At 47.6% G+C, this 23,238-nt stretch carries 19 protein-coding genes and 1 tRNA gene; 7 read left to right on the top strand and 13 right to left on the bottom strand.

The genetic code is table 11. The annotated features are described in order from the left end of the window. Positions 1 to 49: 49 nt before the first annotated feature. The 4 genes from KV190_RS12055 to KV190_RS12040 are packed head-to-tail and all read right to left on the bottom strand — an operon-like array spanning position 50 to position 3,332. Positions 50 to 1,681: a helicase HerA domain-containing protein gene (locus KV190_RS12055; protein WP_460193604.1), complete on the bottom strand. Its 1,632-nt coding sequence runs from the start codon at positions 1,679 to 1,681 to the stop codon at positions 50 to 52. Between the two features lie 3 nt (positions 1,682 to 1,684). Beyond that, positions 1,685 to 2,932, bottom strand: coding sequence for a D-alanyl-D-alanine carboxypeptidase (locus KV190_RS12050; RefSeq protein ID WP_460193603.1), 1,248 nt, complete (start codon positions 2,930 to 2,932; stop codon positions 1,685 to 1,687). Between the two features lie 7 nt (positions 2,933 to 2,939). After that, the gene (locus KV190_RS12045) at positions 2,940 to 3,146 is read right to left on the bottom strand and encodes a DUF2839 domain-containing protein (RefSeq protein WP_460193602.1); all 207 of its coding nucleotides are present in this window, start codon (positions 3,144 to 3,146) and stop codon (positions 2,940 to 2,942) included. 60 nt (positions 3,147 to 3,206) lie between these two features. After that, positions 3,207 to 3,332 (bottom strand): hypothetical protein, encoded by a 126-nt coding sequence (locus tag KV190_RS12040; protein WP_460193601.1) that lies wholly within the window; start codon positions 3,330 to 3,332, stop codon positions 3,207 to 3,209. Between the two features lie 156 nt (positions 3,333 to 3,488). Between KV190_RS12040 and KV190_RS12035 the strand changes: the two genes are divergently transcribed. From KV190_RS12035 to KV190_RS12020, 4 genes are read left to right on the top strand one after another with little or no spacing between them, the layout of a single operon-like run. Beyond that, the gene (locus tag KV190_RS12035; protein WP_460193600.1) at positions 3,489 to 4,232 is read left to right on the top strand and encodes a glycosyltransferase; all 744 of its coding nucleotides are present in this window, start codon (positions 3,489 to 3,491) and stop codon (positions 4,230 to 4,232) included. 21 nt (positions 4,233 to 4,253) lie between these two features. Continuing rightward, positions 4,254 to 5,561 carry a hypothetical protein gene (locus tag KV190_RS12030; RefSeq protein WP_460193598.1) on the top strand — a complete coding sequence of 436 codons (1,308 nt, stop codon included), beginning with the start codon at positions 4,254 to 4,256 and terminating at the stop codon, positions 5,559 to 5,561. A 32-nt stretch (positions 5,562 to 5,593) separates the two neighbouring features. Beyond that, positions 5,594 to 6,712, top strand: a complete 1,119-nt coding sequence (locus KV190_RS12025; RefSeq protein ID WP_460193596.1) for a glycosyltransferase family 4 protein — start codon at positions 5,594 to 5,596, stop codon at positions 6,710 to 6,712. A gap of 12 nt (positions 6,713 to 6,724) precedes the next feature. Continuing rightward, positions 6,725 to 7,654 (top strand): glycosyltransferase family 2 protein, encoded by a 930-nt coding sequence (locus KV190_RS12020; RefSeq protein WP_460193595.1) that lies wholly within the window; start codon positions 6,725 to 6,727, stop codon positions 7,652 to 7,654. Here KV190_RS12020 and KV190_RS12015 read toward each other — a convergent pair. From KV190_RS12015 to KV190_RS12005, 3 genes are all read right to left on the bottom strand, one after another. Beyond that, complete coding sequence (locus KV190_RS12015) at positions 7,627 to 9,255, bottom strand: ATP-dependent nuclease (RefSeq protein ID WP_460193594.1); 1,629 nt, start codon at positions 9,253 to 9,255, stop codon at positions 7,627 to 7,629. The two genes, KV190_RS12020 and KV190_RS12015, sit on opposite strands and share 28 nt — an antisense overlap. 73 nt (positions 9,256 to 9,328) lie before the next feature. Continuing rightward, the gene (locus KV190_RS12010) at positions 9,329 to 10,066 is read right to left on the bottom strand and encodes a class I SAM-dependent methyltransferase (RefSeq protein WP_460193593.1); all 738 of its coding nucleotides are present in this window, start codon (positions 10,064 to 10,066) and stop codon (positions 9,329 to 9,331) included. Between the two features lie 80 nt (positions 10,067 to 10,146). After that, positions 10,147 to 11,532: an undecaprenyl-phosphate glucose phosphotransferase gene (locus KV190_RS12005; RefSeq protein ID WP_460193592.1), complete on the bottom strand. Its 1,386-nt coding sequence runs from the start codon at positions 11,530 to 11,532 to the stop codon at positions 10,147 to 10,149. A 121-nt stretch (positions 11,533 to 11,653) separates the two neighbouring features. Between KV190_RS12005 and KV190_RS12000 the strand changes: the two genes are divergently transcribed. Beyond that, a complete protein-coding gene (locus KV190_RS12000) occupies positions 11,654 to 13,984 on the top strand; it encodes a GumC family protein (RefSeq protein ID WP_460193591.1) in 2,331 nt (776 codons plus the stop codon). On the opposite strand, the gene leuS is transcribed toward KV190_RS12000, so the two are convergent. The 3 genes from leuS to KV190_RS11985 all read right to left on the bottom strand — a co-directional run bounded on the left by leuS (position 13,981) and on the right by KV190_RS11985 (position 17,978). Continuing rightward, complete coding sequence (gene leuS / locus KV190_RS11995; protein WP_460193590.1) at positions 13,981 to 16,548, bottom strand: leucine--tRNA ligase; 2,568 nt, start codon at positions 16,546 to 16,548, stop codon at positions 13,981 to 13,983. The two genes, KV190_RS12000 and leuS, sit on opposite strands and share 4 nt — an antisense overlap. A gap of 73 nt (positions 16,549 to 16,621) precedes the next feature. Continuing rightward, positions 16,622 to 17,320 carry a response regulator transcription factor gene (locus KV190_RS11990; RefSeq protein WP_460193588.1) on the bottom strand — a complete coding sequence of 233 codons (699 nt, stop codon included), beginning with the start codon at positions 17,318 to 17,320 and terminating at the stop codon, positions 16,622 to 16,624. A 52-nt stretch (positions 17,321 to 17,372) separates the two neighbouring features. Next, positions 17,373 to 17,978 carry a hypothetical protein gene (locus KV190_RS11985; protein WP_460193587.1) on the bottom strand — a complete coding sequence of 202 codons (606 nt, stop codon included), beginning with the start codon at positions 17,976 to 17,978 and terminating at the stop codon, positions 17,373 to 17,375. A 194-nt stretch (positions 17,979 to 18,172) separates the two neighbouring features. Between KV190_RS11985 and KV190_RS11980 the strand changes: the two genes are divergently transcribed. Next, a tRNA-Met gene (locus KV190_RS11980) sits at positions 18,173 to 18,246 on the top strand. A 30-nt stretch (positions 18,247 to 18,276) separates the two neighbouring features. Then, positions 18,277 to 19,023 carry a fimbrial biogenesis chaperone gene (locus tag KV190_RS11975; RefSeq protein ID WP_460193586.1) on the top strand — a complete coding sequence of 249 codons (747 nt, stop codon included), beginning with the start codon at positions 18,277 to 18,279 and terminating at the stop codon, positions 19,021 to 19,023. Here KV190_RS11975 and KV190_RS11970 read toward each other — a convergent pair. The 3 genes from KV190_RS11970 to KV190_RS11960 are packed head-to-tail and all read right to left on the bottom strand — an operon-like array spanning position 19,020 to position 23,219. Then, complete coding sequence (locus tag KV190_RS11970) at positions 19,020 to 21,515, bottom strand: O-antigen ligase family protein (protein WP_460193585.1); 2,496 nt, start codon at positions 21,513 to 21,515, stop codon at positions 19,020 to 19,022. The two genes, KV190_RS11975 and KV190_RS11970, sit on opposite strands and share 4 nt — an antisense overlap. An 8-nt stretch (positions 21,516 to 21,523) precedes the next feature. Next, complete coding sequence (locus KV190_RS11965) at positions 21,524 to 21,940, bottom strand: hypothetical protein (protein WP_460193584.1); 417 nt, start codon at positions 21,938 to 21,940, stop codon at positions 21,524 to 21,526. A 46-nt stretch (positions 21,941 to 21,986) separates the two neighbouring features. Continuing rightward, entirely contained in the window at positions 21,987 to 23,219 is a 1,233-nt protein-coding gene (locus KV190_RS11960) for an LL-diaminopimelate aminotransferase (protein ID WP_460193583.1), read from the bottom strand. Positions 23,220 to 23,238 lie beyond the last annotated feature (19 nt).

Below are 23,238 nucleotides of genomic sequence, written 5' to 3'. Positions count from 1 at the left end.
GTGTTCTCCTCACTGAGAGTTGATTCAGGATCAATTCTAAAGCTCTAGGCTAGATCCCCAGATCTGACTTTGCCGCTTGAGCCGCCTCCAATAACATGGGTGTAGGTAGCTCCTCCCAATCGCGATCGCCGATCTCGGCATAGAAGGTTTCGTCATAGCTGCGGGTTTGGATCACCACGGGCATCGGCACCGCATGACCCAGCACAAGCGCCTGTTGTTTCGAATCCAGCTTGGCCAACACCGATCGCAACTGCTGCGAACCCGCCACGCCAGTGAAAATGGCCTCGATGTCCTTTTCATCGTTGAGGAGTGCTGTAATGCGGGTGCCAATTTGCGACATGATCTCGCTATCAATGCCCGAAGGCCGTTGATCGACAACGAGGAGTGTGACAAAGTACTTGCGCATTTCGCGGGCGATCGTGCCAAAGATGGTTTGTTTCACCGTCGCTGGATCCAAGAAGCGGTGAGCCTCTTCAATTGTGATCACCAGTTGACGCGGGCGATCGCTGGGATTTTTTGTTTGTAGAAACACCTCCGACTGCTGCACGTAGGCTTGGTGAATACGGCGGGCAATAATATTCGTCGCCAGCATATAGGAGAGCATATTCGCTTGGGAGCCAAACTCAATCACCACATGTTGACCCGCCGCAAGGGTGTCCAAAATCTGGCCAATGTAGTTCTTGGTACAGGTGTTGCGCAGGTACTTCAGTTGTTCCAGCCGTGTTAGTTTCCGTTGCAGCGCCATGATCGAGGCTTTGCTGCCCATCTTTGTTTCGCAAAACTCCTGAATTTCCTGATTCGTCATCACCAAGAGGCGACTAATCCAGCCCTTGCCAAACTCATTGCGCAGAATAATTGCATTTTCAAGGCTGGCCTCTGACAGGTTCAGTTCCGCCTGCACCAAGGCCAAGTCCTCCACCTCAATTTGATCAAAGCCAATGTAGAGTTCTTGGGCATCGCGCACCCCTCGCCGTTGGGTGGATTCAGGATCAAGGGTATAGATCTTGACTTGGCGGGGAAACAGTTGCCGCAATCCCTTAACCGTGCTCAGTTGCTTGCCTTCACGGGTGGCCTCCCAGCCGTACTCCGAGTGCATATCAAAAATCAAGTTCACCGCCGCTTGTTTGCGGATAATCCCCGACAGCAACAGCCGTGTCAAAAAGGACTTGCCAGTACCCGACTTGCCAAATACGCCATTACTGCGCTCGACAAAGCGATCCAAATCCAAGCAAATGGGTACCTGCATATCCAAGGGAGTCCCAATGACAAAATTGCGCCGCTGCGGATCGTCTTCCCAGCCAAATACGGCGCGAAACTCCCGTTCACTGGCCTCATAGACAGGACTGAAATGGGCAGGGATGGTTTTTACGGGCAGTAAATCCTGCTCATCGTTGAGGATCATCAACATCGGTGCCACACTCAGCGTCGCAAACGTGCCCGTACCCGCCAGTACCTCCTGCAAAAAGGTATCCTCAAGGGCGGGGGGATTGAGCAGAATGCGGGGATTGGCCGTACCAAGCACGACATCCGTCAGCAGACAAAAGAAGCGCGATCGCTGGCCTTGCACCACCAAAAATTGACCAACCCGCAGTTCCTCAACGGAGACACTGCCACTCAGCCGCACTTCAAGGCCTTGACTGAGGGAGCCTTGGACGACAATTCCCAGTTGTTGAGCCGTCATTGCCTATTGAGCCGTCAGAAGTTGAATGCGCTGCGGATCCCCCAAGCGAGGAGAAGCAGGTTGGCTGTGGAATTCCGCCCCCGGTTTTTGACTCGGTTGTAACGTTTGACTGAGGTGCTGCACATAGCGATCCTGTATCTGCCGAAACCCTTCTAGGTTGCCACCGCCATTGAGGAGCGCAAAACAGACGGTGCCGTATTTCGCCGTGGGTAAGACGCCAACCAACGCACTCACATTCCAAAGGGATCCGGTTTTCACTAGCGTTGCCGCAGGCAATTGACGATACTCTAACGTACCGCGATCGCGCCCCGCCATGGGTAGCACATCCGCCAGACTGTGATTTTTCTGAGCGAGCATGCCCTGAAGCGCCAAAAGCATTCCACAAGCCGCCCGGGGAGAAATGCGATTCTCCTCCCCCAGACCTGAGCCGTTGATCAGTTGAATCTCACTGGGGGGCACATTGGCTTTACGGGCAGCCACTTGAGCCACGGTTGTAGCACCCCCTGCCATTGCCGCTAGCGTTTCCGCAATCTCATTGTTGCTGTAGATATTCATTTGCCGCACAATTTCCCCCAAGGGAAGTGAGCGATGCTCTAAGCGAAGGGTAACACTCGCAGGGATCGTGCTTTGGAAACGTGTTTCACCCGCAATACTGACTTGGGGGCGGGGTTGCCCCTTGAGGTGCTGTTCATAGGCGGCTTGAATTTCAGGCGTCCAACGGCGGTGATCTAGAGCAAGTTGAAATAGCGCTGCGGTGGTCTGGGGGTCAGGGTAAAAGTTCATCATAAAAGGGGGAACGATGATTAAGTTCCCTTGCACTTGCCGAATTCCCAAGCGATTGAGGGCATTACCGATGGCGATCGCCTCCTCCCAGACAAAGAGGGGATCATTGCCGCCAATTAAGACCAAGTCCCCCCTGAGGACACCATTTTCTAGCGTGCCTGTGGTGCCGATGCGAGTGAGGAACTGATAGTCAAAGGGGTACTTATCCAGAACAGCGAGGCTCGTAGCGATTTTAGTGACCGAGGCAGCGGAAAGGGGGCGATCGCCCTGGTGATTCACGAGTAACTGCTGAGCACTTTGAACCCAGATCCCCTGTTGACTGGGGGAGAAACCTTCTTGAGTCAGCATTTGCAGGTAGCGATCGCGATACTGCTGTAATGCCACTTGCGGGGGAAAAAGTAATACTTGGAGTTCCTCCATGCGCGGTTGTCCCCAGTACCACGCCAGCGTCGCCAGAAGCTCTAACATCTCCGTCCTAATTTGCCGCCAATTGCCACCATCCTAGACTTGGGCCAATAAAGCGAACCGTAAGCCAAATGACCACCAGTAGGCCAATGCCCACCCACGTGCCCCGCGTCACCCACTTCTGAATCAGCAGCAGTTGCTCCTTCTTAAGCCACCCCCCCTTTTCTTGACCGTAGGCATCACCGAGGGTTTCTTTGCGCCGTTTTGCCTCACCCATACTCGCTGCTCGAACGGTTACAGTCCCTATCCTAGACGCTTTTGGGGAGCGATCGACCCCCTAGGACTCAACGATTGGGCACACCACACCAAACTCCGCCAGCTTTTGCAACACCTTAGCCGCACTCTCCTCAATCGTCTCCAAATCCATATCACTATCCAGAAGTTCAACGGCACGACCCGCCACCTGAAGCTGCTTGTGGACATAGTGAGCCAGCGTTGTCTTCCCAGCTCCGGAGAGACCAGTAAACCAGAGAGTTAAGCCTTAGGGTTGCATCAAATTGAGATACCACGATATATTCCATGCTATGCTACCCAAGAAAGAATACCAAGAAGCTGAACGATGCCTGAAAAAGCACCGTCAATTTCGATCATCACAGCAACCTACAATGCGGCTGAGCATTTGCCCGGGTTAATCGAGTCTATCCGTCAGCAAACAGATAAAGACTTTGAATGGATTGTTATTGATGGAGCCTCCCAAGATAGAACATTAGAGATTATAAAAAACGCTCGTGATGTTATTACCGATTATGTTAGTGAGCCAGACTGTGGAATTTATCATGCTTTGAATAAAGGAATAAAGTTCGCTAGGGGAGATTATTATTTAGTAGTTGGTGCTGATGATAAACTTGACTGTAAAGCAATACAAAACTATAAATCTGTAGTTCTGCTAGAACATTATCCTGATATAGTTACTGCTCAAGTAAGGATAGAAACTGGAAGAATTATTAAACCGAGAAAAACACCACTATGGATACATGGTGCACATAGTCTCGTAAGTGTCCATGCTGTAGGAACTTTGATAAAAAAGAACCTCCACGACTTATATGGATTATACTCATACTTTTATCCTGTGGCTGCTGATTCTGAGTTTATAATGAGGGTATATAAAGAAAAAGTAAGAATAGTCAGAGCAAGCTTTATTGCTGGCGATTACTCTACAAAAGGATTTTCATCACAAAAATTACTTACGTCATTATTAGATGATTTTCGAATTAATATGATTTTTTGCTCAAAAACTACTCAAATAATCCTGCTTTTTCTTAGAATTATAAAAAATTTCGGAGCTATTCAATCAAGAGTTTAGACAAGGATTACTATTATTAATATGCGTCTAGTATATCTGTTGTTGCTTTCTTCAGTTTTTCCGGGATTTTCTCTCTACAATTTTGGCTTTGGTGGGCAAACGGGTTTTCCATTACTAATCTATCCCTGTGTGCAAATTATTATTTTTACAGTGCTAGTTTACAAATTTATAAAAAATAAATCGTTAAAAGTTGTATTGGATCAAAAAATCTATCTATATTTTTTCTTTGCTTATGTATTGACAACTTCTATAATTTCTCCTCTGTTATTTCAAGGAACGGAAGTGATAATTCCTAGATTAGGCTTGTCACTTGCAAGTATTGGACCACTAAGTCTTAACTTAAGTATCATTGGTCAACTATTTTACCTTTTATTAAATATTCTAACAATTGTATATATTTCTAACCACAAAAGCTCAGCAAAGCAATTCAGTTATTCATTTGACTCTTCCCTAGATACTTTCTTGTACATGGTAGCAGTAATACCAATCTTTTTCTTGTTATGGGAATTAATTAGCAGATTATTTGGTATATATTATCCATATGAAATAATTTTAAGTAATGAATTTGGGTTGCATGCTCATTCACAGTCATTTGGTGATGGAATTTATAGATTTAGTTCAACCTTTTCAGAACCTTCCTTTTTTAGTCTTTTCTCATCAGGTTTCTCAATTTTTTTCTTATGTAGGGCACGCAGAGTTCTTTCTTACGATTTTCTTATGTATACGATTTATAGTATAGCAACTCTTGCATCTACCTCTACAACTGGCATTTCAGCTATGATATTTGGGCATATAATGGTTATATCTTCAAGAATTATCTCTGGAAAAGAAATTGCCAACTTTAAAGCCAAAAAGCTCCTAATAGTAGCTGCTTTATTTTCTATATTATTGATCTTTGCTATTACGTTTAATATTGTTGAATTAATTACTCTGCTTATCAGATATCAGTTTATAGAAAAAATTACTAATGAGTCTGGTTTAAATAGGTTAGGAGCTGATCAACTATCATTTATAGTTTTAATGAAGACCTACTTCATAGGTGCAGGTATTGGAGCTAATCGGCCATCAAGTCTCTTGTTATACTTGGCATCAAACACTGGCTTGATTGGTTTATTTTTATTCACTCTATACCTTTATCACTTAGTTAGAAAACTTACTAAGAATACTTCAATGACGGATTTTAATTTTGGGTATTCTTATGCTCTCAGTTTGTTAACTGTCTTTTTCGGTATGTGTGTAGGTGTACCTGATTTTAACCAACCATACTTGTGGTTTTGGATATTCTTATGTGAATTAAACATAACTAAACGCAAATCTTGCTTATGCTAAATAATAATAGAAAAATTTTACAAATATCACCTGTGTTTCCATATCCACCTAATTTCGGTGGACGAGTTGATGTTATGTATCGCTTAGAATTTTTGAAGAGCAATGGATATAATGTTGATCTTGTAGTAGCAACAAACGAAAATTCAAAAAAAGATTACATTGAAATAGTTAAAAAATACACTCATAACTTATGGGTACTACCTAGAGTAATGAACATACTTTTTATGCTTCACCCCGATCCTTTTCAAATAATTTCAAGACTCTTACTAAAGAATATTTATTTCTCAAATGAATATGATATAGTAATCATGGAAGGCGACTATGTTTTTATGGCTCTTTTTAATAGAACATTATCATATAAAAAGCTCTACGTAAGAGTTCACAATAATGAATGTTTATACTTTCGTGAGCTTGCAAATAGTACAAAAAATCCACTTAAGTATTTATACTATAGCTTAGAATCATTAAAAATGAAAAGGATTAAGCCTTACCTTTATGAAAAAGCTGATAAATTGCTATTCATATCAAATAAAGAGTATTTAGATCACATAAAGCTTTATCCTGAACACGCAGCCAAATCTCTATGGCTTCCTCCATTAGTCAAACATAAATCTTGCAGGGAACCTCGTCTTGGGAAGTCGGTTATTTTTGTTGGCTCCTTATATTCTCCTGATAACCGTTCAGCAATTACATGGTACCTTGAGAAAGTTCATCCATTAGTAACTAGTAATGATTATTCCTTAATAATTGCAGGTAACACAAAAGGTACATCTCTTGAATGGCTTTATTCAATTTGTCGAGCTTATGATAATGTATCAATCTATGATTCACCTGTGGAATTAGATAGCCTATATGATTCTTCTAGAATATTTATCAGTCCTATATTAAATGGTGCAGGACTTAAAATGAAAAGTATTGAAGCAATATTGAATGGTCTTGCTCTTATAAGCACTGAAATTGGAGTTGAAGGATCAGGATTAGTACCTAATGAGCATTTTTTACTAGCCAATGATCCTGTTGACTTTGCGAACGCTGTTGATAAGCTAATAAAGAATGAAGAAATGAGGTTATATTTGATTCAGAAAAGCCAAGAATTTATTCGTACTAACTATGATGGTTCTATCTTAATAGAACTGCTTAATGAAATTTAAATGTTTGCTTCTATGAAATACAAAGTTGCACTTACTATACCTACTAGAAATGCAGGTGATCTATGGAAGTTAGTCCTCCAATCAATTGATCAGCAACAAATTAGCCTTGATATTAAGTTATTAATTGATACTACATCGACTGATCAAACAATAAAACTAGCTAGAAATTATGGCTTTACAGTGATATCTATCCTGCCTCATGAATTTAATCATGGTCGTACACGTTCATTTGCCTTAGATTACATTGGTAATGCTGATATTGTAATTTTCATGACCCAAGATGCAATTCTTGCAGAACCAACAGCACTTCAGAAACTGATTTCTTCTTTTGATGATCCTAGTGTTGCAGTAGCCTATGGTCGCCAGTTACCTCATGAAAACGCAACCATTTTTGCTCGGCACTTGAGGCTATTTAACTACCCAGAATATTCTAGGATAATCTCAAGAGAAGATATTCCTAGACTAGGCATAAGAGCACCTTTTTGTTCAAACTCTTTTGCAGCCTATAGAGTCTCTGCATTAAACGCAATTGGTCGCTTTCCAGATAATACAATCATGGGTGAGGATGTATGTGCTGCTGCTAGAATGCTCTTAAAAGGTTGGAAGATTTATTATAATGCAGAAGCTTGTGTTTTTCATTCACATAATTACTCATTAATTGAGGAATTTAAAAGATACTTTGATATCGGTGTTTTTCACTCTCGTCAAAAATGGCTTCATCAGAACTTCGGAAAAGCAGATAGCGAGGGTTTTAAGTATTTAATCTCTGAAGCTAAATATGTAATCAGAAATAATATTCTTTTGATACCTTTTTGGGGTTGCAGAATATTAGCGAAATTGGTCGGATATAAACTTGGTCTTTACGAGAGATGGATTCCCAAAAGGCTCAAGACTATGATTTCGATGCATAAACGTTACTGGATGGAAAAAACTAATTCATAAATCTTATAATATAACTTGAGAAACTCATCTTCTTCGTTATTAGGTGCAAATGCAGCTTTTAGATCAGTAAACGTCAGTCGCTCAAAGTATTTTTCAATGAAGTTACCTACTTTGGGTAACTTTTTTACATTGTCAAAATCAGTGTAATTCAAATTGAGTGATGGATTCAGGCGATTAACTACAGAATCAAGAATATAGTTTTCTATTGCCCTCTTTCGGGTAACAAAAATAATAGAAGGGTCAAGATGATCAAGTCTCTCTAGTTCTTGCTGTCGTCGCGACAGACCATCCCTTGATTCTCTATCAGAGTCAAAGAACACAATGAATGGTTTATTGAGCCGCTGAATGATTTGTAGGTTCAGCCAATGTTTAATGTTTCCACAACCACCAACAGGTAAAATGATAACACCCATTTCTTCAAACGTTTTTTCAATTTCCCCTGCTTTTTTATACACTTGACTAGTATGGTTCAAAGCAATGACATCATCTTTGCCTTCTACCAAAATAAATCCCTTGTGTTGTATTAATAAGCTAGTTAGCTGACTGTCTGGTGCAATACCCAGATCACGGATAATTAACTCTAAAGCAGGATTCTCTGTCTCATAATGAACAAGGTTATTTTGACGCTGCACATGAATTAAAGAGGATAGTGGTGCTTGGGCAACGATAATAGGTGAATGAGAGGTTATGAGAACTTGATAGCCCAAATGTGCGAGTTCCACTAGACGAGAAAATAGGGTTTCTTGGGCTGAAGGATGTAAATAGGTTTCAGGCTCTTCAATTGCGAAAATAATTTCTTGCTTTTGCGTATTATTGCTCGATATACTTCTCTCAGCTAAGTACTCAAAGTACGATAGCATAGTAATGCGCTGAAACCCATCCCCACGACTATTGATAGCTAAGTCTTTCTCTCCTATCGTAAAGCTAATATCAAGCATTTTCGACCAATTGAAATCTGGTTTAGCATTTAGCGTTTCCGAGCTAGATGTCGCTGCTCTAATTTTTTCAGTAATTGATTCTAGCTCCTTTTCAATCACTGTCTCTAATTTCCTTTGTAGTTCAAGAACAGCAGGGTTCGTTTCACATTCTTTCTGGATGATTCTCCGTAGATATTGCTGAATAGCACTTTCTGCTTCTTGAAGGCTGCCACGAGCATGAAAATACTGATAGCTAGGTAAAACTTCTGATAGTTCATGGGCAATCTCACGAATTGCTGAATTTCCAGAACTGGGAACATCAACCCATTCGCTATTCCAGAAATTCCATAGTGATGTTCGGCATCCACGCCCTCGTTGTTCCCACATACGACGCATTCTGAAAGTATTTTCTTGGCTGAGTAAATTTATATTTCTCAGTCTCTCAATGAATTGGTGTGAAATAGCTAGTTCGCAAGTCACACTGATTTCTGTTGGCTCACCTTGAGTATGCTGGTCATCCCAGTTAAATTGCTTTGGATTAAAAAAGCTTTCTAGTGCTCGTAAAATAGTTGATTTTCCCGTATCATTCTTGCCGACCAACACTGCTAAAGGCTGAATATTAATCTTGACAGCTTTATCAATACATCGATAGTTTTGAATTGAAATACTAATGACTTTAATCATGTTGAGCTTTCCTGAGCTATAGTTCTAGTAAGATTTTTTATGCCGCGCAGTGAGCTGCAAAATGAACATGATACTAATTATCTTTCTCTATGTATAAATACTGTCTATAGCTGTATTTTTTGAAATTACTAAACTGATAAAAGTAATTATCAAGAAACTCAAAAGGTTTGTTCAGTCTCCCTCTAAGAATATATGTAGATATTAGCCTAAAGAAAAGTAACTCAGGATACTCTACTGTTACAGATAAGTATTTTTTCAATTCATCAACCTCGCTTGATGTAAGTGGAAATTCTTCTGGATCACCGTATTTAGGGATCCAGAGCTTTCCTACAAGGTTTTCTCGAAACCAAATGAGAAGATTGCTCATAGCATTATTTTCGTAGAAAAAAGCTTTACCGCCTGAAGTGAGAGAATTGGCTAAAGTTTTTGCAAACTTATCGAAAGGCTCTATGTGGTGTAAAATCATTGAACCAAAGATATAATGAACTGGCTCTAAGCTAGATATTTCCTGAGCAGGAATATTGATTGCCTTTATATTGTTAATCTGATTATTGAGACAATAGATGGACAAGTTTTCAACTGCTACTTCGCTTAGATCAATACTAATAACAGTTGCACCATGATAGGCAAAAAAAAGCGAGCTAGCACCTCGACCACAACCTAAATCTATCAATGTTTTGCCACTGATGTTGCCAAAATGACTTAGAGCTGCATTGAGAACTGGATCATTAAGATTGGGCATTTCAACTCGACTATAAGGGCTTGCTGCTCCTTGGGAGAATATATTATTCCAAAAATCTTTTGCTTGCATGAGTGGTATCCTTCAAAGTATTAAATTAAAACCTATTATATCATAAAGAGAATATTTTGTCAATTATTTTATCTTAAAATTTAATAAGCATTTTTATGAATAAACCCTCGCCAAATTGTGAGCCACAAAATGCAAAAGTCTAAAGACAGAGACCAATTTTTAATATAAAAAAGATCATGTTCAACTCGTTTTTGCATTTTTTCAACAGTGTCAGTCTCTCCTCGCCAGCCATTGACTTGCGCCCACCCTGTCATTCCTGGTTTCACTTTTAGCCGCCAAATGTAGTGGTCAATCATCTGCCGATAATATTCATCATGGGCAGTGGCATGGGGACGTGGCCCTACAAGGCTCATTTCGCCTTTCAAAACATTAAAAAGCTGAGGTAGTTCATCTAATGAAGTACGTCGTAAAATTTTGCCAATTCGAGTTATGCGTTGGTCGTTTCTTTTTGCTTGGATAATTTCACCTTTGTCTTCGCAAACTGTCATCGTTCGAAACTTCCAGACTTTGATTGGCCGACCATCCAAGCCATAGCGGGTTTGGCGAAAGAAAATAGAGCCTGGAGAATCTAGCTTGATCAAGAGGGCAATGAGGAGCATGACAGGAGCTAAAAGAACTAAGGCAACTGTTCCTAAAATTAAATCTTCTAGCCGTTTCATAAAGGCATTGTAAGCCGTTAGCGGTGATTCTGAGAGGGCAATGAGAGGAATTCCATCGACTTGAAAAAGGCGCAGATTCAGTAGCTCAAAAACAAAAATGTTAGGGAGCAGATACACGGTGGCTGTTGAGTCATGGAACTGCTGCATAATCTGCCGTAGCCGCTCTTCTGCTCTTAAAGGCAATGCTAGATAAACTAAGTCAACTTTGTTTTCTGCAACAAATTGGGCTGCGGCTGTCGTGTTGCCTCGGACAGGAATGCCTTCAACCAAGCTATTGCATAACGCTGGGGCATCATCAAAAAAGGCTAAAACATCAATGCCAAGATGGGAATGGCTGTGTAGTGTCCTCAACCAACGCTGTCCTAAACAACCTGCACCAATAATCACGGCACGGCGACGGTTTTTGCCCTTGCGGCGAATGATTTTAAGAACTTGGCGGATACTATATCGTCCAGCCCCCAGCAAAAAAAGTGTTAATAAAAACCAGAACGCCATCCCCAGCCGTGAATAAGCAGCAGTGAGCTTAAAAATCCAACCCAAAACGAGTAAACTCAGTCCTGTAGAGAGCCATGCTGCACTGATCCGCCGCACCTCTACCCAAAAAGGGCGAATACGCAAGTCTTGGTAGGCACCCCAGAGTTCGGCAAAGAGCCAAAACAGCATAATGCTCAGTAATAAAACACTGAAAGAAGGGGGAGCCAATGTGCCTTGCTCAAGGAACCATCCGTCAACGACTGCAAGCCCGGCGATCGCCAGCCCATCTGTAATCCGAGTAATCAGGGAAGCATTGGTTCCAAGGTGATTCATCTACCACTAAGGTCATGAGTCAGTTTGGTAGCCAGTATAGCAATTAGCCGTCTAAAATCGAGTCAACACTCATGCTACAGTCGCACTTACTCGCTGTTCTTCAATGAGAGGACAAATCCACGTGATTAAGGAATCCACACTCCCGACAAACCCCGCCTATCAAAACGGTCAGCTCCAGAATGGTGTCCATGACCCTGCCCCCGCTGTTCAGGAGTCAGATGAAGATGAAATTGACCTGCGCCAGCTTTTAGGTGGTATCAAGCGTCGCTGGAAAGTGGGGGTACTCACCGCAGGATGTGTGGCAGGCCTCGTTCTTGCTGGCTACTTCCTGCGTTTTCGCACATATCGTCATTCAATTTTGATGCAAGTCGAGGCTATTCAACAGCCAGGGGCGCGCTCTGGAGCACAAGTAAGAGCAATCTCTGATGCAATACAAGGACTTCCAAGTTTACCCTTGCTCTCAGGGCAAACGAGTGGTGATAGCCAAACCCTTGTGCAAATTCTCAATAGTGACTTAGTGTTGCAACCGATCTATGAAAAGTTTCTAGCTGAATACCCAGATGAGCTGAATCCTGAAAAGTATCCTTACAAAAGTTTTATTAAGAGTTTATCGATTACTGCCGAAAGCTCTGGAGCAGGAAGGCTAACAGGTTCTTCTAATTCTAGAATCATTAGAATTCAGTTTCAATCAAAGGATAAAGATAAAATCCGCTCTGTTCTCAATCTAGTCTCAGATTATCTTATCAACTTTAATGAGCAGCAGAAAAATAGACAAATTCAACAAAATTTACGCTATATCAATAATGAGATTAATAAAACTATTCGGCAAATTGAAGAATTAGAGAAAGATTTGCGGGATTTCAGAGCAGCTAATCGAGTATTTTCTCCTAGCCAAGATGCCAATGAATGGCGATCGCAATTGACAACGCTACGACAAGCTCAAAGCGACACTGAAGCTAAAATAGATGCCTTTCAGCAGCGCTTTCGTGCCCTTGAAGAAGAATTGGGGATGACCCCCCAGCAGGCCTTAGTAGCCGTTAATTTAAGTACTTCCCCTAGTTATACTTCTCAGCTTGGTGCACTGCGTCAAGTTGAACAACGGCTAGCTGAGCAAATGAGTTTATTTCCAGCAAACTCGCCAATGGTACAACAAGTAGAGGCAGAGCGGCAGCAACTCCTGCAGCAACTGCAATCTGAAGCACGCACCATTGCTCAACGGAATGCCGTCAACAACCCAGATAACTTAATAGGTTATCAAAGCTCAACATCAGCAGATTTGATTACGAATTATATTACCGCAGGAGTTGAGTATGAGTCTCTACAGCGGGTCAACAGTCGCCTACAGGAACAGATTCGGCAGGTAGAGGATCAAATTAATCGCACAATTAACTTAACACTGGGTTTTCGTAAAATTGAACAGCGGATTGCAGCGGCGCAGTCAGCTCTGCAATTATTGCTCCAGACACGGCAATCGCTCCAACTGCAAATTGCCCAGCAAGATTTTACATGGCAGTTACTCTCCGACATCAATGACGAAGAACAGTATGAACTAACAATGCGGTTCCTCGTGGCTTTGATCCTAGCGATGGTGTTGGGGGGCTTTTCGGGAGCAGTGGTGGCCATTATGCTGGATCTCATGGATCCACGGTTTCAGGATCTGCAACAGGTGCTTAAGCGATCGCCTGCACCCGTGATCGGTCAAGTGCCTTTAACGACAGAGTGGGATCAATTCTCGTTTAATCGTCTGGAACAACCTGTGGCACTCTGGGGGTTACAGCACCATTTGCCCAATAGCCCTCAAGCTTTTCAGGAGAGCTTTCTATTCTTGGTGGGACGGATGCAGCAACAGCGCCAGCGGGGGATAGTTGCGATTACGTCAGCAGAAGCAGGGGCAGGACGAACGACGATCGCCCTTTATTTGGCACTGGCAGCAGCTTCACTGGGACAACGGGTGCTTCTAGTCGATGCCAATCTGCGCGAACCAGGACTGCATACGGCCTTAGGTATCGCTAATACGTCGGGGGTTGGCGAACTACTGGCAGGGTCAACGCCGCCTCCCTACTGGCAAGGACTCCTACAGCAACATTCAGAGCGGTTGTGGGTACTGACGGCAGGGCAAGGCACTGGTCGCTTGAGTTCTGAAGCGGGTGTGGCTCTACTACAGGAGATGAAAGCAGCCTTTGACTGGGTGATTCTGGATACGCCACCGCAGTTGACTGATTCGGAGACCAATCGCCTGCTAACCGTTGTTGATGGTGCTCTCTTGGTCTTACGGCTCAACCACACGGAGCGGGAAGCCTTTATGAATGTCTGCAAGGAATATGATCTGAGTTTTCCCAAGAAGCTGCTGGGAATTGTGATCAATGGGGCACCCACGCCCAAAACCACTGCAAAGCGCGAGCGAGAAGCAGGTATTCCTGCGGGTGGACTGCGGCAACCAGTGAGTGTTTAGGGAGCTAAGACAAAGTTCACTAACTTGCCGGGAACAACAATCACTTTTTTGATCGTTTTGCCCGCTAGGTAGCGTTGGCCAATCTCTGACTGCTTGGCGGCTTCCTCAAGTTCGGCTTGGCTGGCGGTGGCAGGCACTTGAATGGCGCCACGGGTTTTGCCCATGACCTGAATGACAAGGGTGATTTCATCGGCAACGAGGGCAGTGGGGTCTGCTTTTGGCCAAGGCTGACGGTGGATGGAGTCGGTTCCACCCAGTTGTTGCCAGAGTTCTTCGCTGATGTGGGGGGCAAAGGGGGCAAGTAGGGTGAGTAGGGTTTGGATGCCTTCGCTATACACCCCCGAAGTGTAGCAGTCGGCACTGCCAAGGGCATTACTGAGTTTCATCAGTTCAGCAACGGCGGTGTTAAGTTGATAGTCCCCTTCCAGATCGTCGCTAATTTCTTTGATGGCAGTGTGAATGGCACGGCGCAGGTCTTTTTCCGCTTTAGTCAGGGGGGTGGGTAGGGGTTGGCCAAGCTGACCGCCGTTGGCTTTGAAGGTTTGCACGAGGCGCCAGACGCGGTTGAGGAAGCGAAATTGGCCTTCAACATCGGCATCGTCCCATTCAAGGTCTTTTTCGGGGGGCGCTTTGAAGAGAATAAACATCCGTGCTGTGTCGGCACCGTATTGTTGGATGACATCGCCGGGAGCAACGCCGTTGTACTTGGACTTGGACATTTTTTCATAGACGACCTCTAGGGCTTCCCCTGTGTCGGGGTCAGTGGGTTGGCTGAGATCGGCGATGCGGCTGGGAATGACGTATTTACCCGTTTTGGGATTTTTGTAGGTGCGTCCTTGAACCATGCCTTGGGTAAGAAGACGTTGGAAGGGTTCACTGACATGGACTAACTGGCGATCGCGCAAAACTTTAGTGAAAAAGCGCGAATAAAGCAAATGGAGAATGGCGTGCTCAATGCCTCCCACATACTGATCCACTGGTAACCAGTCCTTGATGGCTGCTGGGTCAAAGGGGGCTTCACTGTTGCGAGCATCGGCGTAGCGGAAGTAGTACCAAGAGGAGTCAATAAAGGTGTCCATTGTGTCCGTTTCCCGCTGGGCAGGGGTACCACATTTCGGGCAGGGGACATCCCGCCATGCAGCCAGTTTCGCCAAGGGAGAAGGGCCCCGACCCGTAAACTCCACTTCCTCGGGGAGCAGCACGGGTAATTCTGAGCGAGGCACAGGCACTGCCCCACACTGCGGACAGTGAATGATGGGAATGGGGACACCCCAATAGCGTTGGCGGGAAATGAGCCAATCTCGCAGCCGATACTGCACTTGCTGCCGTCCCCAGCCTTGGGTGGTTGCATATTCGGTAATCGCTGCTTTAGCTGTGGTGGAGTCCATGCCATCAAATGGACCACTGTTGATCAATCTCCCCGGCTCCGTATAGGCGGCCTTGAGACGGGCACTGGCTTTGCCCTCTGGGGGGATGATCACTTGGCGAATGGGGAGCTTGTGGGCTTTGGCAAATTGAAAATCCCGCTCATCGTGGGCAGGCACGCCCATCACGGCACCGGTACCGTATTCGTAGAGGACATAATCGGCAATCCAGATCGGGATTTCTTCACCGGTAAAGGGGTTCAGGGCTTTGCCACCGGTGGCCACACCGCGCTTGGGGCGATCGCCCGCTGTGCGTTCCAGTTCACTTTCCTGTTGCACACTGGCAATAAAGGCTTCAACGGTTTTGCGGCGGCGGCTAGTGGTCACTTTCGGCGTCAGGGGATGTTCAGGCGCCAGCACCACGTAGGTCACCCCATAGACAGTATCGGGACGGGTGGTAAAAACAGCAATTTTCTCATCACTGCCAACAATTGGGAATTCCAGATAGGCACCCGTGGACTTGCCGATCCAGTTGGCCTGCATCAATTTCACCCGCTCTGGCCAGCCGGTCAGTTGTTCTAAGTCATTCAACAGTTCCTCGGCATAGGCGGTAATTTTCAGAAACCATTGCTTCAGGAGTCGCCGTTCCACTAAGGCACCCGATCGCCACGATCGCCCTTCGCTATCCACCTGCTCATTGGCCAAAACCGTTTGATCGACGGGATCCCAGTTCACTGCTGCTTCCTTCTGGTAGGCCAAGCCCGCCTCAAAGAATTCCAAAAACAGCCATTGCGTCCAGCGGTAGTAGTCGGGATGACAGGTGGCCACTTCCCGCTCCCAGTCGTAGGAGAGGCCAAGGCGTTGCAGTTCTTGGCGCATTTGGGCAATGTTTTGCTGTGTCCAGACGCGAGGATGAATCCCCCGTTCAATGGCGGCATTTTCTGCCGGTAGGCCAAAGGCATCCCAGCCCATCGGGTGGAGAACGCGATAGCCCTGCATCCGCCGACAGCGGGCAATGACATCGGTAATCGTATAGTTGCGGACGTGCCCCATGTGCAGATTCCCAGAGGGGTAGGGAAACATCGAGAGGGCATAGAATTTGGGCTTTTTCGGATCGGTGTCGGTGCGATCGATCTGGCGTGCAGCCCATTCCTGTTGCCACTTGGCCTCAATCACTTGGGGGTCGTAGCGATCGTCCACAACAGTTTTCCCGAAAGAACAGCTTATCTATTGTATCTGGCACGTTCCTCTCCAAGATACGGCAACAGTGGTCTTAGCTTTCCGGTGCCGCAACGGGGCGTAGCCGATAGCCTTGACCATAGACCGTTTGAATCAGTGAGGGTTCATCCGCATGTTCAATTTTGCGGCGTAGCAGTCGAATCTGGGCGGCCAGTAGGTTGCGATTGACACAGGGCTGATCCGGCCACAGTTGACTGGCAATCAATTCATGGCTGAGGAGTTCCGTCGGGTGCTTGAGAAACAGCGCCAAAAGTGCCGTTTCCTTTTCTGAGAGACAGATGCACTGTTGCCCGCGGTAGAGCAGCCGACCTTCGACATCTAAACGCAAATCCTGCCAGCAAAGAATGGGGGCTGTACACCCCATGGTATGCCGCCGTCGCAGCAGTGCTCGTACCCGTGCCAGCAATTCCCGCAACTCAAAGGGTTTAACCAAGTAATCATCAGCACCGGCATCCAGACCCCGCACGCGGTCATCCACTGTATCTCGAGCCGTGAGAAAGAGAACGGGAGTCTCATCACCGGCTTGGCGCAATCGTTGACAGAGTTCTAGCCCCGTGGGCGGTGGCACCATCCAATCCAAAATCAAGAGGTGGTAGGGGCGCTGCGTTTGCCAGTAGGTTTGAGCCGTTTCGCCATCGTAGGCCACGTCAACGTGGTAACCCTCTTGGCGCAGGATGTGACCCAAGGGATCGGCTAGCTCCGTTTCATCCTCTAGCAGCAGAATGTGCTCCACAACATCAATTGATGACCGGCGGACACCAAAATTTTAGCGAAATCCTCTTGAGTTAGGCCGCTGCTTGTAGCAACTGTGGCGGAACCGGAATCCCCGCTGCGATCGCCTCCGCTGGGAGTGTGGGTACAAGGCGATAACAGTAGAGAAGAAATTGCTCTAACCATGTTTGCAGCAGCTCTTGCTGCTCCTCGTTGAGGTAGCGATCGGGAGCAGACACCTGCTCATTGTAAAAGGTCTCAACCCGAATCGTGCGCAGCCAAGGATGGGTAGGGCGGGTAATCAACCAGTAGTTACGCACAAGGGCGCGACCGAGGTGATTCTGGACGATCTGGCTTGCCTGCCTAAACCATGGCAGATAGTATTGCAGGGTCTGCACGGCTGGGGGCGTAAACAAGGGGGATGCCGAGGCTGTTAGGCCAAGCAGGTTAAGGATTTCACCTTCTAGCGCTAAGAGGTAGGCTAAGTTAACAGGTAAAGAGGCTGCAACCCGACGGTATGTCGTGAGTAGGGTTTCTAGAGTGGCACGGCTCGCCTCTGGGAGTACTTCAATCAACAGGAGAAGCTGATTTTCAGTTCGCAGGGGACTGGCAGAGAGGGCTGAGCCTTGGCGCTGATAAATTTCCCTCAGAGTATCGAGGAGAAGAGGCGGTAGCAGCATTGCTCAAGGAGTTAGTCTAAAAAGACCTAGGTAATCTTAATACTTTCTTTATATTTGTTTGTCGCGAGTATGGAAGTAAGGGTTGCTACAGTTGACCCAAAAAAAATTTAGTATTTTGATAGGATTTTATAAATCTTTGGGCGATCGCTTGCCAATCCTTTGGCTCATACGCTATATTAAATAGGCTGGAGCAACGCGGGGTAGAGCAGTCTGGTAGCTCGTCGGGCTCATAACCCGAAGGTCCATGGTTCAAATCCATGCCCCGCCATTCATGATGCTAAACAAACTCTGGAGTGTATTGACTCCTTTAATTACTATTCCCAGTCTGATTCTTGGCATGGCCACGGCGCAGACGGCTCAGTATCGCCTGAGTGCGCTGAAGGTTGAACTGGCACCCCAAGAACCTTTTACGGTACTGGCGATCGCCAACACAGGGAATGTCCCCCTTGACTTTAAGGTGCGGGTGCAGCAGTGGCAACAGCGGACAACTGGGGAAGATGAACTCCATCTCTTACCCGCAAATAGCCTAGAGCTAGTCGCCTTTCCCAACCTCCTGCATCTGCCCGTGGGTGGCCGGGCTGAAATTCGCATTGGCCATCGCTTGCCGACCACAGATCTGGAGCGGACATATCGGCTCTTGGTGGCGGAAATTCCCCCAGTCCCTAGCGGCCTGCAATCGGAAACACGCCTCGTAACGGTGCATAGCCTACCCGTATTTATCAAACCAGCGGTGATTCGTCGGCAGGGGCAGCTCCTCAATGCCCAAGTGCAGCAGGGGGCACTCCAAGTCACTGTCAGCAATCAGGGCAATGTACATATCGAGGCCGATCAGATCAAAGTGACGGCCTTTGGCGAAAAGGGTCAACGCCTTTTTGAGGTGCATCCGGAACGGGAATATATCCTCGCGGGGGTGACGCGCTCTTTGAGACCCATACCCTTGCCCCAAGATCACTGTGGAGCTGTGCGAAGCCTACAGATTGTCTTAGACATTGCTGCTCATCCACCCACCACTCAGATTGAACGCCCCACAGGGATTTGCCACTAGGGGATTTGTTCAACAGCAGCCCAAAGGCGCTGGCGATCGCCCTCTAGGGCTTGATCCAGTTCGGGCAAAAAGTAGTTGTCTGGCCACAGCGATGCAAACAACGTCACCATCGGCAAATTGTCAATGGCAATGAAAAAGTCCGTGGGTTGAGGGCCATCAATATGGCGGCTATTCACGCCAAAACCGGCACGAGTATAGGTAATCGCAACGGCAGGCGCCGCAGAACGCAACCAATCAAGGGGAGTTGGCTGACCGGCCATGGAGCGCACAATCTGTTCCAGTTGCTCTGGGCTACCCGACCAAATCGAGGCCAAGAGGTCACGGCGGTGGTTGGGGTCATCCCATGCCTTGAGAAAAATTTGCAGCGTTGCAGGAGCCTTCAGTGTGGTTTCCTGGGGGTTGGCCAGAGGTTGCAGCCATGCAGCTAGGGGGTCGGTATCCGGGGGGAATTCTCCTTGCCACCAGCGCAGCAGGGTTAATACTTGGCGTACATAAGCTCCAGAGGGGCGATCGCTGGGAATCTCCTGCTCAAGCTGACGATAACGCTCTGTAACCGCTGTCAGAACCGGCTGATACAAGGGTGCGAGGGGAGCGACCCGCCAAGCCGGACTGGTGATGAAGAGGGGATAGCGCAGCACCTCAAGGGTGAGGGCTTCAGTTGCAAGTTGCGGTTGATTCTCGCCAATGAGGGCTAACCCTAGCCCCAGAAAATTTCCCCGTTTAGCCGGTACAAGTTGAGCTGCTTTGGCAAATGTCAGCGCCGCTGCGCCAAAATTAGCATCTCGCCAGTAAAGCCACGCCAAGTTGCTATAGCCAAACTCTAGGTAGGGAGACAGCTCAATTCCCTTCTCAAAGTTAACCATCGCTGTGCGCAAGAGGTTGGTTCGTGCTTCGGGATTGTCTGCCATCATGCCCCGCTGGCCATAGTTCCACCCCAGTTGCAGCGGGTAGTAGGATTCCCAAGGGGCGAGTTCCTGAGCATGAAAGAGCTTCTCAGTAAAGCGATTCCAGTCGGGGGGTGTTTCCAACAAGGCTAGAAAGCCTTCGCTGCTACTTGCCCAAGCACGGTGAATCGGTGTCAGCCAACCCACCATCATTAGGATGATTCCCAAGCCCACACCCACTAGCGAGAGTGCCCAGCGTACCCGCAACCGTTTAGGAGGAGGTTGCCCTTGGCCTGTGCGAATCAGGGTTGTTAAGAGGGTGAGTTCAATTAGAAAGAGGCCACCAATGCCGACATTGTCTAGTTGAAAATCTGTAAGACTGAGCACGCCGTAGCCCCAAAGGGCAAGGTAGAGGGCGATCGCCAGCCGTTGTTCCCGCTGTTCTAAGTTCGGCCACCAGCGACGGTAGCGGATAACCCAATAGACCAGTAGCCCCACCCCCAAGAGCAATACCGCCATACCCCAAAGCCCAAGTTCGGCCCAGAGTTGTACGGGGGTACTGTGGAGTTGATAGATCCACTCCGCTTCACGGCCAGCCCAGCCTGGACGATAGTGCTGATACCACAGGGGCACACTGCCTAAGCCATTGCCCTTCAGAGGATGTGCTGCCCCCATCTGCCAGCCAACAATACTGGTAATCCAGCGGTAAGCCAGTTCGCTCCCTTGTCCTCCCTGCAAGAGAGCTACTAAGCTGCGGCGCAGGCGATCGTTAGCCAAAGCGACCACCGCTAAGCCCACCAAAGCCAAGAATCCCCACCAAGAGCGACGCTGGCGGCGATAGTACCAAATCCAACCCACGCCAAGGGGAATGACCATTGCCAGTAAGCCGAGGCCGCCCCCCCGTGAAAATGTTGTATAGAGGGTAACTAGACCCAAAAGCAGCACAGCCATCCAAAACCAGCGCGATCGCCACCACGGTTCACTGGTTTCTGCTTCTATGGCCAAAAGTCCCACCAAGGGTAGAGCCAACAGGAGATAGCCCGCCACATAGTTTTGGTGGCCAAAGGGTGCCCAATTGCGGAGTTCCAAAGTGTCCACATTGAGGTGGGGCGTTAATCCTTGGGGCGTATCGAAAATTGCTGGGGCGATCGTCGTGCCCAACCAAAGGCCTAAACTGACAAGGATCACGAGGGCAGTGAGATAGCCTTGAAAGCGCACGATTTGCCAGCGGCGTTCTGGGGTGCGCAACCAAGCCCCGAGGGGATAAAGGACAGCGATGCCCCCCAAGAGTGCCCAGCCATACCAGCGAGCCTGATGGGGAAAAGCACTCCACGTCCCTGAAATCGCCAATGCCAACAGGAGTAACAGCACCACGCCGTCAAAGCCATTTCCCAAGGGCTGCACCCGCCGTTGATAGGCCAACACCTGCAAAAACCAGAGCAGAGGCACCCCCAGCGCGGCCTGCCAGAGCAAAACCCAAGGCCACGCCACCATCAGACTGTGACTATCGGGTAAGAGGGTAAAAAAGGCATAGCCGGCTGCCGTTAGCAGCCCCAGCAGAATGCCCTCCTGTTTAGCCGCCTGTTCGCCCCAACGTGTTTTCGCCATTCGTAATGCTAAAAGCCAAGGGTATAGGGGTTGAAGCCGCCCCAACCGCCTAGGTTCAGTTCATCCAAACCCATTTCCTCACCACCCGTGCTGTAGATGTAGTTGGGGCTGCCCACATAGGCATCGTTGACAAGGGCATAATCTTGGGCTTGACGAATGACCTCGGCCACGGCTTGCTGCTGCGCTTGCTGTGCCTCCCGATCCAACACTTGGGCGTCCTGTTGCAGATTCGGATTGGGTTGGGGAAGAGGCAAGGGCATCCCTCGATCTTCAATGGCGCCCCCCTGTTGTAAAGGAGCGGCAGTGGTTCCTTGGGCAATTAAACGCTTGCTGTCCCGTTCTTCTGCCTCGATAGGGCGAGCGATCGCGATACCACTCCATAGGAGACCAAGGCCGAGACCCAAGGTTACCGCACTTTGGAACATCCTGCTCTCCTCCTTTCGTGTCTTCCCGATTCTAGCCTACGTCTCCCTAGGCAAAGGCTGCCACCACCCGATCCATGGCTTCAACCACATTTTCACGACTATTGAAGGCCGAAAGGCGCAGATAGCCCTCACCCGCTGCCCCAAAACCAGCACCCGGGGTACCCACCACATAGCAGGTGTGCAGCAATTTATCGAAAAAGTCCCAACTGCCAATCCCTTGGGGCGTCTTCAGCCAGACATAGGGAGCATTGACCCCGCCATAGACTTCAAAGCCTGCTTGGGTGAGTTTTTCGCGAATGAGACAGGCATTTTCCATGTAGAAGGCCACCAGTTCCCGTACTTGGGCTTGACCCGCTTCAGAATACACGGCCTCGGCGCCCCGCTGCACAATGTAGGACACGCCATTAAACTTCGTGGATTGCCGCCGCTGCCACAGTGCCCAGAGTTCGACGGCCTCGCCACTGGGGGTTTGCCCCTTGAGACCCTTGGGTACCACGGTAAAGGCACAGCGGGTTCCCGTAAATCCGGCATTTTTCGAGAAGGAGCGGAATTCAATGGCACACTCGCGGGCACCGGGAATTTCATAGATCGAGTGGGGGATGGCCGGATCGGTAATAAAGGCTTCGTAGGCGGCATCAAAGAAAATGATTGCCCTGTGGGCACGGGCATAGTCCACCCACGCCTGTAAATGCTCCCGTGTAGCCACCGCACCGGTAGGATTGTTGGGGAAGCAGAGGTAGATTAAATCCACAGGTTCACTGGGCAGTGTGGCGGTGAAGTGGTTTTCAGCGGTAATCGGCAAATAGACCAGTCCGGCGTACTCCCCGCGTTCATTGGCTTCGCCCGTGTGCCCTGCCATGACATTGGTATCCACATAGACGGGATAAACAGGGTCGGTAACGGCAATGCGGTTGCCGTCGCCAAAAATGTCGAGGATATTGCCTGTGTCGCACTTAGAGCCATCGGAGATAAAAATTTCACTGGCATCAATGTCGCAGCCTCGGGCTTGGAAGTCGTGGGCAGCAATTTTTTCCCGCAGCCAAGGATATCCCTGCTCAGGACCATAACCTTTGAAGGTGGCGCGATCGCCCATTTCTTCCACCGCTTGAATCATTGCTTGGCGACAGGCGGCCGGCAGCGGTTCGGTGACATCCCCAATGCCGAGACGAATCAGGGGGGCATCGGGATGGGCTTGCAAGAATTCATTGACACGGCGGGCAATTTCCGGAAAGAGATACCCTGCCTTGAGTTTGAGGTAGTTTGCGTTAACAAAGGCCATAGTGCTGCTGGGTGAGAAA

This window comes from Thermosynechococcus sp. FA-CM-4201 (assembly GCF_054689355.1).
The sequence above is the reverse complement of the archived record's forward strand: the minus strand, read 5'-3'. Positions and strand labels throughout refer to the sequence as shown.